The 15401-nt window shown below is 53.6% G+C and carries 11 protein-coding genes, 2 tRNA genes and 1 pseudogene; 5 read left to right on the forward strand and 9 right to left on the reverse strand.

Going from position 1 to position 15401, the window contains the following annotated elements; translation table 11 throughout:
* Window positions 1-6 precede the first annotated feature (6 nt).
* Complete coding sequence (locus tag VKV18_RS03830; protein WP_324202905.1) at window positions 7-3399, forward strand: DUF5696 domain-containing protein; 3393 nt, start codon at window positions 7-9, stop codon at window positions 3397-3399.
* 67 nt (window positions 3400-3466) lie between these two features.
* On the opposite strand, the gene VKV18_RS15920 is transcribed toward VKV18_RS03830, so the two are convergent.
* The 3 genes and pseudogenes from VKV18_RS15920 to VKV18_RS15810 all read right to left on the reverse strand — a co-directional run.
* Window positions 3467-4093, reverse strand: a complete 627-nt coding sequence (locus VKV18_RS15920) for a DUF3226 domain-containing protein (protein ID WP_414647175.1) — start codon at window positions 4091-4093, stop codon at window positions 3467-3469.
* Window positions 4094-4124: 31 nt separating this feature from the next.
* Window positions 4125-4934 carry an AAA family ATPase gene (locus tag VKV18_RS03840; protein WP_324202907.1) on the reverse strand — a complete coding sequence of 270 codons (810 nt, stop codon included), beginning with the start codon at window positions 4932-4934 and terminating at the stop codon, window positions 4125-4127.
* A gap of 279 nt (window positions 4935-5213) precedes the next feature.
* A pseudogene (locus VKV18_RS15810) lies at window positions 5214-5387 on the reverse strand (AAA family ATPase); the annotation flags it as partial.
* 354 nt (window positions 5388-5741) lie between these two features.
* Between VKV18_RS15810 and VKV18_RS03845 the strand changes: the two are divergent.
* On the forward strand, window positions 5742-6731 hold the full coding sequence (locus tag VKV18_RS03845) for a Gfo/Idh/MocA family oxidoreductase (protein WP_324202908.1): 990 nt from the start codon (window positions 5742-5744) through the stop codon (window positions 6729-6731).
* A gap of 112 nt (window positions 6732-6843) precedes the next feature.
* Here VKV18_RS03845 and VKV18_RS03850 read toward each other — a convergent pair.
* The 6 genes from VKV18_RS03850 to pstS all read right to left on the reverse strand — a co-directional run bounded on the left by VKV18_RS03850 (window position 6844) and on the right by pstS (window position 11786).
* Window positions 6844-6925: transfer RNA gene (locus VKV18_RS03850), tRNA-Leu, on the reverse strand.
* Window positions 6926-6945: 20 nt separating this feature from the next.
* Window positions 6946-7017: transfer RNA gene (locus tag VKV18_RS03855), tRNA-Glu, on the reverse strand.
* A 354-nt stretch (window positions 7018-7371) separates the two neighbouring features.
* Window positions 7372-8202 carry a phosphate ABC transporter ATP-binding protein PstB gene (gene pstB / locus VKV18_RS03860; protein ID WP_324202909.1) on the reverse strand — a complete coding sequence of 277 codons (831 nt, stop codon included), beginning with the start codon at window positions 8200-8202 and terminating at the stop codon, window positions 7372-7374.
* Window positions 8203-8223: 21 nt separating this feature from the next.
* Complete coding sequence (locus VKV18_RS03865; RefSeq protein WP_324202910.1) at window positions 8224-8607, reverse strand: BON domain-containing protein; 384 nt, start codon at window positions 8605-8607, stop codon at window positions 8224-8226.
* Window positions 8608-8650: 43 nt separating this feature from the next.
* Window positions 8651-10726 (reverse strand): phosphate ABC transporter permease subunit PstC, encoded by a 2076-nt coding sequence (gene pstC / locus VKV18_RS03870; protein ID WP_324202911.1) that lies wholly within the window; start codon window positions 10724-10726, stop codon window positions 8651-8653.
* Window positions 10727-10736: 10 nt separating this feature from the next.
* A complete protein-coding gene (gene pstS / locus VKV18_RS03875; RefSeq protein ID WP_324202912.1) occupies window positions 10737-11786 on the reverse strand; it encodes a phosphate ABC transporter substrate-binding protein PstS in 1050 nt (349 codons plus the stop codon).
* Between the two features lie 371 nt (window positions 11787-12157).
* On the opposite strand from pstS, the gene VKV18_RS03880 reads away from it, so the two are divergent.
* From VKV18_RS03880 to VKV18_RS03890, 3 genes are all read left to right on the forward strand, one after another.
* Window positions 12158-13543 carry an L-type lectin-domain containing protein gene (locus tag VKV18_RS03880; protein WP_324202913.1) on the forward strand — a complete coding sequence of 462 codons (1386 nt, stop codon included), beginning with the start codon at window positions 12158-12160 and terminating at the stop codon, window positions 13541-13543.
* A 59-nt stretch (window positions 13544-13602) separates the two neighbouring features.
* On the forward strand, window positions 13603-14151 hold the full coding sequence (locus VKV18_RS03885) for a hypothetical protein (protein ID WP_324202914.1): 549 nt from the start codon (window positions 13603-13605) through the stop codon (window positions 14149-14151).
* Between the two features lie 14 nt (window positions 14152-14165).
* On the forward strand, window positions 14166-15401 hold a 1236-nt coding region (locus VKV18_RS03890; protein WP_324202915.1), incomplete at its 3' end, for a choice-of-anchor tandem repeat GloVer-containing protein.

Genomic DNA, 15401 nt, shown 5'->3' on the forward strand with positions numbered 1-15401 from the left:
CTTGCTATGTCAAAGTGCCTTTGTGCTCTTTTCTTGCTATCGCTCTGCTTTGTTCTCTTAAGCTCTCCTCCATCTATCGCAAAGCCACCTTCTCCCGATCTTGTAGTATCCCTACCCGGCGGCGTTACGTCGCTTGACGATGTTGGGCTTTATCAGGTTTCCTATCGCTATGACGATGGCCGCACTGGCACCATGCCTATCGGGTGGAGCGGCTTTTTTACCGAAGACACCGGCATTGCCTGTGAGCCATTTGGTACCCAAAACGGCCAAACCGCCTTTCTGTTACATCCTATTTGGCGAGGCGGCACCGGAGACACCGATCAGACCTTCTGGCTGCATCTCCCGCCTGCCAAACAGATCGTGCTGCAATTCTCCATTGCGATGCGCCAGGGCTTCACCGGCCCTCATCTCTCCGACGGCGCGACCTTCCGCCTCTTTGTAAACGGGCAAAAGTGGCTCGACCAAAACAAAATCGACTCCACCTGGAGCCACTATCGGTTCGATCTTAGCCGCTATGCAGGTACCACCATTAGCCTGCGCTTCGAAACCGATCCGGGGCCAAAGCGCGATCCCTCCTTCGACTATGCGCTTTGGGGAGATAGAGAGATCATCGTGCGGGGTGGCCCTCCCGCTAGTCCGCCGCTTTTTCACGCCGATAGCGGCGAGTTAAACCTCGGTCGCTCGGATTTCGGTTCCTGCGCGCCGACTTTTGGGTCTCACAGTTCCTATGCGTTGCGCGCTTTCGTCTCGACTCATCCTAAAAACGTTCTAGAGGGATGGTCTCTAGCTCTTACCGCAAAACCCTCCTCCCATGGGCCTTCGATGCACCCCATTTCCGTGGGCTTTGGAGCGGTCTTCACCTTTGTGGCACCGAATGGGAAGCTCGTTCGCTCTGACGCCCCCCAAGCTCATCTCCTCTCGCTTACCCAACAGAACGATCCTTCCCGACATGTCGTTGTGCGTGAGACTACCTATGTTGTTGGCGAACGGAAAATCCATATTCAGGCCGTTCTTTATGCCCCTTCCGGTCGTGACGTCCGCCTTGATCTCCGCTCGCCAGACCCCTACATCGCCGCCGTGGATTTTGGCCGTCTGGGACTGGTGGCGTTTGTTCATCAAATTGTGGTTCCTTACTTAGGCACCATAGACTATTTTCCTCAACTCGGCCTCTATGCGAACACCATCGCCGATTTTCAGCTTTCGCACGCCAGCGCCTTCGACGGCACGAGCGCCCTCTACGAGCCGTTGACCAACGGCCGGCGAAATACCCTTCATGAAACGGTCTACTATGCGCTCTCTAACAACTTTCGAGATGTACTACCCACACCGCCCAATCCCCCTTCACCTTACCTCAAACTTATGGGGCAGTTTGTCATTTTCGATGTCTGGAACGGTCGTTTTACCGATAATGCAGCCTGGCTGCGCGAACTGGCCACCTACGGTCTTACCCATCTCTTTACCATCGCTCATGTTTGGCAGCATGGTGGATACGATAACCAACTGCCCGATACGGTGCCGGCAAATGCCGATCTCGGAGGAGATGCCGGCATGAAGGTATGGACCCACACGGCGGAAAGTCTTGGAGAGCGCATCGCCCTCCATGAAAACTATGCAGATTTTTATCCGAATGCCCCCTCCTTCACCTGGCAGGATGTAGCCAGAGACTCTCAGGGCAACCCCCAACCGGCTTGGAAAAACCTTATTCAGTCTTATGCGCTGGCCCCCACCGCCATTCTAAAATATGCACGGCGCATTACGACCCAGGTACAACAGCACTACGCGCCCAACGCCAGCTATCTCGATGTGCACTCCGCCGTGCCTCCTTGGTGGCATGTGGACTTTCAAGCAGGGAGGCCTGGTGCCGGTGAGTTTCACACGGTGTGGGAGGCCTATAAGGCTTTATGGCAGTTATTCAGAGAGGTACACCACGGCCCGGTGGTCGGTGAGGGCAACCAACATTGGCGCTGGAGTGGGCTACTTGATGGAGTGGAGGCACAGTTCGGTCAGGGTGTACCGATTAACGGCGGCGAAGAGGCTCCTCTCTTCGTAGATTTCGATCTCTTGAAAATCCATCCCCGTCAGTGCAATCACGGCATGGGCTACCTGGAACGGTGGCTTCCCGAAGGCTACCAAGGGTTCTGGTGGCAGCGCATCCCCCCCACAAAAACTCTCGATCAATACCGCATGGAGGAGATCGCTTACGGCCACGACGGTTTCATTCCTTCGCAGCTCGTTCGCAACCTAGCCTACATTTGGCAAGAGGAAAACCTGCTCTGGCCGCTCTCCTCGCGCTACGCCACGGCCATCCCTAAACGCATTCTGTATGAGGTAAACGGCAAGCTTGTTCCCACCGAGCAAGCCATCGCTGCCAACAGCGCCTTCGATCGCGTCATGATAGAATACAATAATGGACTTCGCATCTTTGCCAACGCGCGCGCTGCCGATTGGTCGCTACGGCTCGGTCGAGCCTCCTTTCTGCTGCCACAATATGGATGGCTTGCACTCGGCAAAGATATCGTCGCTTGGACGGCTCGACGCCAGGGCATCGTGGCAGACTATCTGCGTACACCGAACCGCATCTTTGTGAACGCGCGAACCGATGTTGCCGGCCCGATCACCCCACTCCCCGTTAAGCCCTTCATTCTCTCCTTCCAGCAAACAGGGCCGCGGCAATTCACCATCGCCTTCGCCTGGCACGTAAGGGCGCCTATTCCAAAAGGGGATCGGGTTTTTGTGCACTTTACCCAGCCCGGTCTTGAAGAGCATGAGGGCATTGTGTTGCAGACCGATGCGGGCATGCCTCTTCCCCCCGATCGATGGCAGCCCGGCACGATAAGCGGCATGCCCGTGGCCGTTACCCTGCCAGACGATCTCAAAGATGGAGACTATCAAATTAAACTTGGCATCTATTCGCCGCAAACAGGCGAGCGCCTCATGCTGCAAGGAGATGACGATGGCTCCATGCGGATTATCGTAGGCACGTTACACGTGGCCGATCATGGCATGGTGCTTACCCTTACGAAGGATACCAAAACCTCCACACTGCCTTCTCCGCAACTCCATGCACACCAGAATGTGAACGGCACGATGGTAGATTTCGGCCCGATCCGTACCAACGGCAGTCTGCTTCTGAAACGACAGCAAGCCGGGCAGTGGAAGCTCATTCCTTTTCCGCGCGATCGCGTCTTCCCAATAACCCTTCAAGTTGCCGCCATAGACCCACGATGGCGACAGGGCTTAACCATCACGGCCTACGACGCAGAGGGGCACGTTCTTGGGCACGTGCCGGTTACCTCGCGTTTTCAGAACAATCAGCTTCAGGTTACCTTCCAAGCCAACACCATCCCTTCCGCCGTCGCTTACTTCCTTGTTGCACGCCCAGAGTCAGCGAGGAGATAGACGCCTCTGCATACTCCGCCTCTGCATACTCCTTGCGGAGGTATAAGAACTGTGAGAGGGGTCGGTTCTATCTATGCTTAAACTGTCGTAGGAGATCGATCAGAGGACTAAGTACAGGATGTTGCCAATCAAACTCCTTAGCGACAGCCTCTCCTAATCTCAACCCTTCAAACTTTGTAGCAAGATAGGCATGAACCCGCATTTTCGATGTTGCTTCAATTGTGCCGTCTACTCCCTGACAGCAACTTACGAAATTGTCCACACACCTTAGAAGATCGGTGTTCGCCAATACTTGCAGGTAGAGGTGCTCAATAGTTCCCTGCTGTAACCGACCTGAGCTATCCGGGCCTGGAAGTATCGCTATGGCTGTTCGAGGAGACCCTTGTGAGTGCCACCGAAAGGGCTGTTGAGGATATGGCAGGTTTATATTCCTAAGGCAGTCTTGCAGGCTTTGAAAGGCTGCACGAGGATCGCTATCCCCGTCACGAACAAGCAGGAGATTTTGAAGTTGGCGTACACCGGTTGTGCTCTTCAATACACTTTTAAACCCGTCTTTGCCTCCAACACCCCACACGTCGGCTACCAAATGGAACTGCTTACAAGCCTCCTCGAAAAAGCGTTGATCGTCCTTCCCTTCAACGAGTATCAAAGAAGGCTTCGTAATCTCTTTCGTCTTGAGCCTATCTGTGCACATTGATTTAACAAATCTCTTCCTTTAAAATGTTCTAGCGTACTTCAAAGCCGTTTTCGACCGCGGGGGCAAGATCGTTATATTCCAACACGACGGGGAATATCTTCGTACGCTCGGCGTCGGTATCTTGCTCTAAACGGATGTAGCGAAACATATTCTGAGCCTGTTCGCTTTTGGCTAGTCCCTCGACAGCTGCTTGGATACATTCATAACTGTGTGTGGTACAAAAAAGCTGACAGCTGTTCTCTTGTGCCACCTCTGATAGAAGTTTCCACATACGAGGCAGGAACGTGTGATGAATGCCACTTCCTATTTCATCAACAAGAATCACAGAATGGGGTGCCATCATAAAGAGTAAAATGGCTAAAAGACTATTCATTCCTTCGCCCATATAGTTAATAGGAATAGGAGAAGAGAGACCTATATCGCCATGAATAAGAGGTACTCCTCTTACGGGAATAAGCGAAAGTCGCCGCAAGCGTGGTTCAAGCTGTTGCAGGTATTCTACCAAACGCCCCACTTGGTTTTTCGCATCTAATTCTCCAAAGCTCCTAGCAAGCACATCCGGATGCTCCTGCGTATTCATCAGCAAGAGGGCAGCACGCCATCTATCGTCTGTTAGCGCTCCAGTTTGTTGAAGCATACTGCCCAGAAGCACCACTCTCAGTTCCTGAGGCTTTTCTTCTGTCTGATTGGGCGCCGCAGGGCTGTAATGAAATAGAAGGGTTCCAACACTCCATGGCCGAGCGATAAGTTCAGTATAAGAAGGAATTGCCTGCCGAGTGGGGGCTAGCAAGGCAGGAGAGTTAGGAATGACAGGCTCCTGAATTTGAGCTTCTGCCAAAAAACGAATCTCCAGTCTCTCCCAACCCTGTTCCGATGTATTTTTAGCCTCAAGGCCGACGCCCTTCCCCTCAAGGCCGACGCCCTTCCCCTCATTTCGTGCGCTTCCATTCTGAACTGCATGTCGCTTGGTATCAAAAACAGTATCATCCCGTACAACGGAAACCTCTATCTGGCGAGAGAGATCGAAATTGGTAAAGTTGGGAGCCCAATGAATTTCAACAATAGGAAGCGGTTGAGATATAAAAGGCGTATAGACTGGGAGGGCCCCATGAAATAAGGATATCTGATTAAATGTCTGCGGGTTACTCCTCCCTATGAAAGCCCAAATAGCCTCCAGAAGAGTGGTCTTTCCGACGTTATTTTTGCCTGTTATCAGATTGATTGAACGGAGGTTTTCGAGGCCAAACTCCTCGAAAACCTTGAAATTACGAACACGAAGACAGCGTATCATGAAGTCCCTTCTCCGACAAATATTTCCAACATGTCTGTGCCTTGCATTTCAAAACGTGAGCGCTCTAGCCCTTTATAGGGACATAATGGCATTATACCTTTACATCTACTGAACTCTTCACCCTAAACCTAGACTAACTCTACGATAGGCGCTGCGGGTGAACGCAGCAAATCGCTAGGTTGTTTGTTAGCTCTATCGCTAGAGGCGTCGCTTTCTTCTGACCAAATGACCGACGCCTCCTCAGACTCTAGCCGGCAGGAAAACGATGGGAAAAGGCCAATTTAATAGAGAGTAAGATTTAAGTCCGCTTTGCACCCCGTGGACACTATAAAGGAGGAGGTTTTCAACAAAAGCATGGAAAAAGTTCGTGTTGGTATCATCGGCACCGGTGGCATCGCGCAAGGCCACATTCAGCGCCTCCTGGCGCACCCTGCAGCAGAGATTACCGCACTCTGCGACACATCCTCCGAATCGCTCGCCCATACCGTCGAACGTCACCCCCAACTTAAGGGAGTGCCAACCTTTCAGGACTACAAAGAGCTTATCCGCTCTGGCTTGGTAGATGCCGTAAACATCAACACGCCCCACACAGCTCATTTTGAGCAGATCATGGCGGCGCTTGAAGCTGGTCTTCATGTGCTGACGGAAAAGCCGATGGTGTGCACCGTAGAGCACGCGCATCAGGTTCTCAAGCAAGTGGAAAAGAGCGGCAAGGTATTGGTGGTCAGCTATCAACGACACTACATGTCTGAATTTCTCTATATTCGCGATCAGATCGCAACCGGTCGCTACGGGCCGGTGCAGTTCGTCCAGGCCTTCCAAAGCCAAAACTGGTATCGTGGAACGAAAGGAAAATGGCGACAAGACCCGGCCTTAAGCGGGGGCGGTCAGCTCAACGATTCCGGGTCGCACCTTGTGGCGGTTATTCTCTTTATGACAAACCTGCCCGCCGAGAGCGTCTTTGGCTACATCGAGAACTTCGATTCGCCGGTAGACATCAACTCGGCTCTCTCGCTGCGCTTTTCAGGCGGGGCCTTGGCCAACCTCTCGGTGGTAGGGAATGCACCTACCTGGCATGAGGACATCACGATCTGCTGCGATCAGGGCGTGTTTTTCTTGCGCAACGGACGATTAGAAGTGTGCGGCCCCGACGGCAAGCGGTTCACTCCCACTGCTGAGGAGATGCCCAAAGGCAGCGATCCAGATACCAACTTTATTAACGCCATCCTAGGCAAAGAGCCGGTAGGCTCTCCGGCCATCTGGGGTCTGCGCGTTATGGAGCTAACCGAGGCAGCCTGGAAGTCGGCGGAGGAAGGCCGTCCCATCGAAGTGAGGCATCTTTAAGGAGGCCGAGTAGTTCCCATCGCACTCAAATAAAAACCTCAGAGGCCCTTGAGTCTGGCACAACAAAAACAGGAGGGGCTTACCTTAGGTAAGCCCCTCTAGAGTTCGGGAGTGCCGAGGACAGGACTCGAACCTGCAAGCCTTTCGGCATACGCACCTCAAGCGTACGTGTCTACCAGTTCCACCACCTCGGCAGGCAACTCTCTTTTCAATATAGGGATACGGGGAATCGAACCCCGGTTTAGGGACTGAAAATCCCTCGTCCTAACCTCTAGACGATATCCCCGGAAGCCCTTCGTTTGCATTTGTATTGTATCCTGTTTGAGCGATTTTTGTCAAGAGAACCGCATTGCAGAGGGGGTTATTATGGAGATGCCGGCCATGCAGAACTGTTGATCAAACCATGCCCCAATCGGACTGGCTCGATTCCTGCTTCAAGGCCGGCTTCACGAATACGGTAGACTGTTGAGATGGGCTAGGCATAAGGCCTACCCCTATACGGCAACGGATGTTTGGTAAACAAACAATCGCACGCCTAAAGGCGAAGGTCTCTCAGCTTCGCTTCGAGATGACATCGGCTATCGCTCCCTCCGCTATCGCGTTCGAGACAAGGTTCGAGATGACACCGGATTCTTACCGCTCAACCGAATCGGCCCTGGATGTAATCTTCCGTGCGCTTGTCGCGCGGTCGGGAGAAGATGTCCTCCGTATTTCCCACTTCAATGAGTTCACCCTTTAAAAAGAAGGCCGTGCGTTGTGAAACACGTGCCGCCTGCTGCATGTTGTGCGTTACGATAACAATAGTGTAGTTGGCGCGCATTTCGTCCATAAGCTGCTCAATACGATAGGTTGAGGCCGGATCGAGCGCGGAACAGGGTTCATCCATAAGGATAACCTCTGGGTCTACCGCCAGCGTACGTGCAATACAGAGTCGTTGCTGCTGGCCCCCAGAAAGCTCTTCTGCCGACTTATTGAGGTTATCCTTCACCTCATCCCACAGCGCGGCCTGTTTTAGAGAGCGCTCAACGATTTCGGCGAGGCGCTTCTTATCGCGAATGCCGTGCAAGCGCGGCCCGTACTCTACGTTTTCTCGAATGGACATTCGAAATGGGTTTGGCTTCTGAAACACCATGCCCACACGGCGTCGCAGCGCAATGACATCCACTCCCTTATCGTAGATATCCTCTCCATCTAGCAGCACCTGCCCACTTAAGCGGGCACCCGGAATAATGTCGTTCATGCGGTTTAGGGTGCGAAGAAACGTAGATTTCCCGCAACCAGACGGGCCTATAAGGGCGGTTACCTGATTGCGCAATATGTCGAGGTTGATGTCGTGTAGCGCCTGAAACTTTCCGTAAAAGAAGTCGAGATGCCGCACAGAGATGCGCACAGCCTCCTTTCTTCCATTCGAGGCTCCGGCAACCACGCTCTCTTCTAAAGAGAGCGGCACCCCGCGTTCTGTTGTTTCCATAAGAGGACTTCCTCCTCGCAACTAGGGCACGTCCCCGTTTTGGGAAACGGCCGTGAGGTCACTCGCCACCAAAAGGTTGTTGATGACACCGGCGTTAACGCTAGAATACTTTTGAATTACCTGGTCTACGTCCTTTTCGGCCTCATCGTGCGCCGCAATAGATTTTACCGTACCGTCCAAGATCACTTGGGCATCCTTAACGGAAACGGATATTTTCTCGTCCTTCAACGCCGGATCGGCTGCGAGCGCAGCCTTCGCATCGGCCTCGATCTGAGAATCCTTGCTTACGTTGTTCAATGTTCCCTGGCTGGAACCGACACCTCCAGAGGGCGTACTAGAAGAGCAGCCGCTCAGCAGCACGGCCAAGCCTACAATACTCAACAGTCCACAGTCTCTTTGTCTCATGCTCGATCGTTCATTCCTTCTTATTAGACTTATTAGAAAAAGCTTAGTTGGTCGCTCGTATCTCTCCTCGTGCAGAGACGATTCGCGCCAGCAAACTCGTCACGATAACGAGGAGCACAAGCACCAGAGCCGCGCCCCATGCCTGCGAGAGCGCCACAGGGTCGTTATCGTTGCGCAGAAGATATATCTGAACCGGCAGAGAAGGCAAGGGTTTTTGTGGGTTCACCGACCACAAGTTAATGCTGCAGAGCACAATGAGCAGAGGGGCTGTCTCTCCGGCCACACGCGCCACTGCCAAGAGAATACCGGTGAGAATGCCTCCGCGTGCAGCCGGCAACACCACCTTCCATACCGTTCGAGCATAAGTGGCTCCAAGGGCAAGTGAGGCCTCGCGCAAAGAGACAGGAACCACTTTTAACAGCTCTTCCGTGGTGCGCATTACCGTTGGGATCATCAAAATGCCCAGAGCAATGCCACCGGCATATCCAAAGTTTTCGTGAGTCGGCACCACCAGGATATTATAGACGAAGATGCCGACAACGATGGAAGGCACACCGTTAAGGAGGTCGGTGAAAAACCGAATCCAGAAGCCCAATCTCCCTTTACCAAACTCCGACAGATAGATCCCGCCCAAAATCCCCGTAGGAACGCCCACGGCTGAGGCCATCGCCACTAAAATACCCGTGCCTACAATGGCATGCAACATGCCTCCCGCCTCCGGGTTTGCCGGGTTTGGGCGACGGAAGAACTGGGCATTCAGGGCAGGAAAGCCGGCGCGAAACACATATTGGAAAAGCCAAACAAGCGCCGCAGCCCCCAGGAGAGCACACAGGAAGCAGGCAACGTTGCCACCGACGCTGCCGATGCGTCGCCATATCTGGAAAAAGCGCGTACGGGGCGCCCAGCGGTTGACTCCACCCAGAAGCAAGAGAAATATCGCAAGCGCCTCGGCCGGCCCTAAAAGCGCTCGCAAGCCTTCCGACCGCATATCATGCACGATCTGATAAAGCAATACCATGGCCACCAACAGGCTCAGCAGGATTCGCAAGAAGCCGATGAGATGCCCACGCAATGCCACCGTTTGGCGCGTTCCACCTCCGCCGCTTGCCGTAAGCCAAACGAGTAGGCGAGCCATCCCGTTAACCACAATGGTGATGAGAAACAGCGTCAGTGCGATCTCGGTGAGAGCGCTCGCATGTAAAGGAGAGTTGGGACCGTTGTACTGATCAACCAGAACGGAGGTCATCGTATAGCCGGAACGTAAGAGAGAGAAGCTCGCCGGGTCTTTTAAGTGAGCTATTGTCACTTTAGCGCCGATGACCATAGTCACGGCCATGGTTTCGCCCAATGCACGGCCTAATGCCAACATAACAGCCCCGATGATTCCGCTACTTGCATAGCGCAATACCACCTGTTTAGTGGCCTCCCAAGGTGTGGCGCCAAGGCCATAGGCCGCCTCGCGTTGCACACGGGGAACGGCCATCAGCACGTCACGCGATACCGCCGTAACGTAGGGCAGAATCATCAGAGAGAGCACAACGCCGGCAGCAAGGAAATCCATGCCGGTGCCCGTATCATAGTAGGAGGCAAAAAAGGGAATACTTCCGAAATGAGCGTTCAGCCACACCTCCACTTGGTTTTGCAAAATGGGAACCAGATAGAGTAGACCCCAGTAGCCGTACACAATGCTGGGCACCGCCGCGAGCATCTCGATGAAGAAAGAGAGCGTTTTATTTACCCGATGCGGTGCCAGCTCCGCCAAGAAGATGGCGCTGCCAACCCCTATGGGCACGGCCAAAAGCAGCGCTAGAGCCGAGGTGACGAACGTGCCGTATACGAAGGGCAGCACACCGAACACGTTCCCAATGGGCTTTTCTGCCGTAGGCGGGTTGGGTATCCATCTCTCGCCCAAGAAAAAGCGAAGGCCGGAGTGGTGAACGTTTTGTCTGGAGGCCAGCACCAAAGAGAGGGCAATCCCTAGAATAATCACAACGGTTGAGAGAGCGAAAAGCAGGGCGGTACCTCGGAAAAGGCGATCCACCAGAAACACCCAGACTCTTCGCCCTCCTATCCCATGCGGTGTTGGGGTATGCGCTTTTGGCAACGAGATTTGCGCCATTTTTTCCTAATTAAGGCCCTATCGCCACTTGGGCACCTTGCACGGTTTTAAGTGCCGCCAAATTCAGCTTTATCAGGGAAGGAGGCAGCGGAGCGTAGTAAAGCTTCTCTCCCATCTTTTGGGCTTTCTCACCCATCGCCCAACTGAACAGCCTGGTCACCGGCCCGGGGTTACTTCCTCCATGCTGATAGATCAGCACATAGGTAAGCCCACATATGGGGTAGCTATTGACGCCAGGAGCATAGACGGTGGGCGTGCGAATGTCCTTTTTCAGAGCGCTGATATACTGCCCAATAGCGATGTTGGTGGTGGTGACGCTAGGGGTAACGAAGTTTCCGGCAGCATTCCGCACGGAGGCCAGCGGCAGATGGTTCTGGATAGCATAGGCTAGCTCCACATACCCGAACCCGCCCTTTGTGCGCATGATATTGGCCGTCACGCCGGGGTTACCCTGCCCACCGATTCCAACCGGCCAGCTTACCGACTTTCCTGAACCGATCTGTGTAGCCCACTCCGGAACCGCTTTTGTGAGAAAGCTCGTGAAGATATAGGTCGTTCCCGAAGCATCGGAGCGGTGAACAGGATGAATGGGCAGATCGGGCAGGTTCTTAATAAAGTTAACGGCCAGGATGCGCGGGTCGTTCCACTTCTTGATCTTACCCATGTAGATATCGGCGATGATCTCCGGGGTAAGACGAAGGCCCGAGCCGACCCCGGGAAGGTTGTAGGTCATCACTACGGCGCCTCCTAAAGTGGGAATCTGCACCACAGGAAAAGGCATCTGTTTGAGATCTGAATCGGTCAAAGGAGCGTCTGTCGCACCAAAATCCACCGTGCGGTTCTTCAGGGCGTTGATCCCTGCGCCCGACCCTACCGCCTGGTAGTCCACAGACACGCCGGTCTCCTTTTTATACTCTGCAAACCACTGGGTGTAGATAGGGGCTGCAAAGGTGCTGCCGGCCCCTCGCAAGGTAGCACCCTGTGCCAGCGCATATCCGGAAATAACCAGCAGCAATAGCCCCACACTGCCTGCTTGTCTCAGGTTCCCCCTGAAATTCATATCCTTCTTTTCTCGGCCTCCTTCGGCTTTTTGAGGCTTCAGAGCGAAGCCCAAATCTCTTCTGCTTCTCACCAACCATTATATCCCGAAAAATATTAAGAGAATGTTAAGGCGCGGCGCCCCCTTAATGCAGATAGCGCGGTGCACAAGCCAAGCTAATGGTTTCTCGCCCGGCATCCCAACGCTCCTTGCGAAAAAAAATAAAAAAATTTTTTTGCCCCTTATTCCCGAAAAAATTAAATTTTCTCTCAAAAACACCTTTGAGCTAATGATTGAGCTAATGATGGGCTAATGATAGCCTGTTATATTGAGAATCGGAAGGGCTGTAAAGGCCTTTCCCAAAGTTCAAATTCAAAAAAGGAGGCTTCAAAATGAAGCGACATCGCTTCGTTTCGCTCGCCTGGCTCTTGGGCATCTTGCTCTTTCTGAGCGGCTTCAACATGGCCCAAGCCCAACTTGAAACCATCTTCGACTACCCGGACTTCAGCAACAGTTCGCTGTCCGCCAACTCCCCGTTCACTCTGTCGCTAGTAGGTGATGCCAGTTTCTTTAACAACCGGCTTCGGCTGACGCCTGCAGACCAGTTCAAAGCCGGTGCGGCCTGGTTCGGCGCTCAGCTCTTTGTACAGGGTGGATTCGACAGCACCTTCCAATTCCAGATTACGGACTTAGGCTCTTTACCGGGGGTTACACCGGGAGCGGACGGAATCGCTTTTGTGATTCAAGACGATCCCGCAGGCGACACGGCACTCGGCAATAATGGAGGAGATATCGGGTATGTAGGTATCACTCACTCTCTTGCAGTGGAGTTCGATACCTTCTGGAACTGGTGGTATAACCCGCCCGACCCAAATAACAACCATATCGCCATCCACACGCATGGGAACGGCGCTAATTCCGCCGATGGCTCTAACGGAACTTTCATTTTGGGAGACAACCCCAACCTTCCGGTGCGGATGGCAGATGGACATGTGCATACCGCCGAGATACGCTACCTGCCCGGAGCACCGGGGAACATGACGGTTTTCCTGGATGGAGTGCTGATTCTCTCTGTACCTGTTGACCTCCAACAAGCGCTTAGCCTGCCGTCGGGAATGGCTTGGGTAGGCTTAACCTCTGCCACCGGAGCGGCCTGGGAAAACCACGACATTCTAAGTTGGAACTACAAAACCTCCTTGTTCCACATCGGCAATGTCGCCGTGCAAGTCAATGCTACAGGGACATCGGCTCAGATCTTTTGGACGACGGATGTACCCTCCACCGGCAGCGCCGTGCTGGAACCTAGCGGCCCCGCCTTTGCCGATACCACTATGGGATTAACGCACTCGGTGACGATCCCAACGGTTCCCAATCGAGTCTATCACTTCCATATCGTCGCCCAAAGCCCTTCGTTGGGCACCACACAGAGCGCCAGCTCGGTCTTCGTTACCGGAACGGCCTCCGCACTGCAGCTCTCCTATTCCAACCTGCAGAAGAATGCGGACGGAACCTACTCGGTAACGATACAGATAACCAACGTTGGCACGACGCCCGTCAACGGCATCTCACTCACGACATCGCAGCTAGGAGCTGCGGGTTCTCCTCTCTCTCCCTCTCTTCCCACCAGCACAGTGAGTCTGAACTCGGCTCAAAGCACCTCATTTACCCTCACCTTCCCTAGCTCGGCCGGCAAAAGCGGCCAAACCGTGCGTCTCTCAGTAGGCGGCAACCAAAACTCAGGAAGTTTTCAACAGTCCTGGCGGGTGGTGCTGCCATGAAACGAACAGACCTTCGTGACCACGCAAAGACTAAAACCAACACAGGAGAAAGAACAAACATGAAAACCGTGAAAATGCTTCTGCTTCTCACCATGCTTCTGCTGGCCCTCTGCTGTGGGCTTGGAAAAGCGCACGCGCAACTTACCATGACGCTCACACCCGCTCTTCAGTCGGGGACTGCCGGCACAAGCACCGTCTTCACCTTTACCGGCACGCTAACCAACAATGGAAACACGACGGTTTTTCTTAATGCCGACAACATCTCGTTTACCGGAGTAGGCTGGACGATTGACGACTCCCCCTTCTTCAATAACGCTCCCGCCTCTCTCAATCCAGGGCAAGATACCGGCTTGATCGGCCTGTTCACGGTTACCAACCCGGCGAATGCGCCTGCCGGAAACTACTCCGGCACCTACTCCATTTTGGGTGGTGCTACCTCCGCGGATACGAACGTCTTGGCAAGTGAGCCGTTTCAAGTGACTCTCAACCCCTCGACCTCGACACCGGAGGTGGGATCGCTTACAAGCTTAACCCTGCTCTTTCTGCTGACGGCAACGCTCTCTCTCCATCGTTTCCGAAACAGAAAACAGGCCATGAGAGACCTCTAGTAAAGGAGAGCACGATGCATAAAAACGTAACCTTACGGATTTCAGGCCCGATCTACCGATACCGAGAGCTTCTCTATCTTCTTTTTGCTCTCCTCATCGGGCTGGTCTATCCGGCGATAGCAAGGGGACAAACTTTCAAGCCAAATGTCATTCCTATTTACGTTTCCCAGCCCATCGTCGTCCTACATGCCTTCTCCGCGCTAAACTCTGGCATCAACGCGGACGGGGCAAACCCACGAGTACCGGTTATTGTGGGGTCAGACGGAAGAATCTTTGGTACGACTTTCTCCGGAGGGATGTTCGGGATGGGCGTTCTTTTTTCCGTCGCCTCGGATGGCAGCAACTTTCAAGTGCTCCACACCTTTACCGGAGGGAACGATGGGGCCTCTCCGCGCGACATCATTCAGCTCCCCGATGGCACGATTTGGGGTACTGCGGCTACAGGAGGTGCTAACGGAACCGGTGTGGTTTATAGCATAAACCCAGACGGAACTCAGTTCCAGGTGGTGCACACCTTTGCCGCTCTCCAGACACCTCCTCTCAACCTTGCCCCAGACGCTCCTAACCCCAATGCAGATGGTGTCGGTCCCCACGGTCTTATCCAAGGAGCCGACCATGCTCTCTATGGCACCACGCTTTCCGGGGGGAACCTTGGATTTGGGGTTGTCTTTAGACTGCAATTGGATGGAACCTTCACCGTTCTCCATAATTTCTCAGATACGGATGGAAACTTTCCTATCGGTTTACTGCAAGGCAAGGATGGAGCTCTCTACGGTGCCTGTGACTTCAATGGTGCAAACGGAGGTGGTGACCTGTACAAGATACTTCCCGATGGCAGTGGCTTTACGGTGATTCACACATTTAATGCACCCGGCACCGCCTCTAACTCCTATGTGAATGATGGAGGTGCCGTGCCCTTTACCTATCTCGTACAGGATCAGAACGGCTCCCTCTACGGCACCACACTAGGTGGAGGCGCATTTGGCGGAGGAGTGTTTTTCAGAATACAGCCAGACGGAAGTAACTATACCCTGCTTCACAGCTTTGGAGGTCCATCGGCTCTAATGCCGGTCTCCTCTAATCCCTCAGGGCGACTGGTTCTTGGTCACAACAACACCATCTATGGCACCTGTCAAAATGGTGGGTCGCCATCCAACGGCGGAGGGGTGCTCTATGCAATGCCTACCTTCGGCAACGGCTTCTTCGTAATTCACTCCTTCGACTTTGGACCTACCACCGATAACGGAGGC

This window comes from Chthonomonas sp., from assembly GCF_035294505.1.
Classification (GTDB): Bacteria; Armatimonadota; Chthonomonadetes; order Chthonomonadales; family Chthonomonadaceae; genus Chthonomonas.

Excerpts from the sequence above, each read along its gene's own strand:
- pstB (WP_324202909.1), bottom strand. The coding sequence starts at position 8,202 with ATGGAAACAACAGAACGCGGGGTGCCGCTCTCTTTAGAAGAGAGCGTG.
- VKV18_RS03845 (WP_324202908.1), top strand. The coding sequence starts at position 5,742 with ATGGAAAAAGTTCGTGTTGGTATCATCGGCACCGGTGGCATCGCGCAA.
- pstC (WP_324202911.1), bottom strand. The coding sequence starts at position 10,726 with ATGGCGCAAATCTCGTTGCCAAAAGCGCATACCCCAACACCGCATGGG.
- VKV18_RS03880 (WP_324202913.1), top strand. The coding sequence starts at position 12,158 with ATGAAGCGACATCGCTTCGTTTCGCTCGCCTGGCTCTTGGGCATCTTG.
- VKV18_RS03885 (WP_324202914.1), top strand. The coding sequence starts at position 13,603 with ATGAAAACCGTGAAAATGCTTCTGCTTCTCACCATGCTTCTGCTGGCC.
- VKV18_RS03830 (WP_324202905.1), top strand. The coding sequence starts at position 7 with ATGTCAAAGTGCCTTTGTGCTCTTTTCTTGCTATCGCTCTGCTTTGTT.
- pstS (WP_324202912.1), bottom strand. The coding sequence starts at position 11,786 with ATGAATTTCAGGGGGAACCTGAGACAAGCAGGCAGTGTGGGGCTATTG.
- VKV18_RS15920 (WP_414647175.1), bottom strand. The coding sequence starts at position 4,093 with ATGTGCACAGATAGGCTCAAGACGAAAGAGATTACGAAGCCTTCTTTG.
- VKV18_RS03865 (WP_324202910.1), bottom strand. The coding sequence starts at position 8,607 with ATGAGACAAAGAGACTGTGGACTGTTGAGTATTGTAGGCTTGGCCGTG.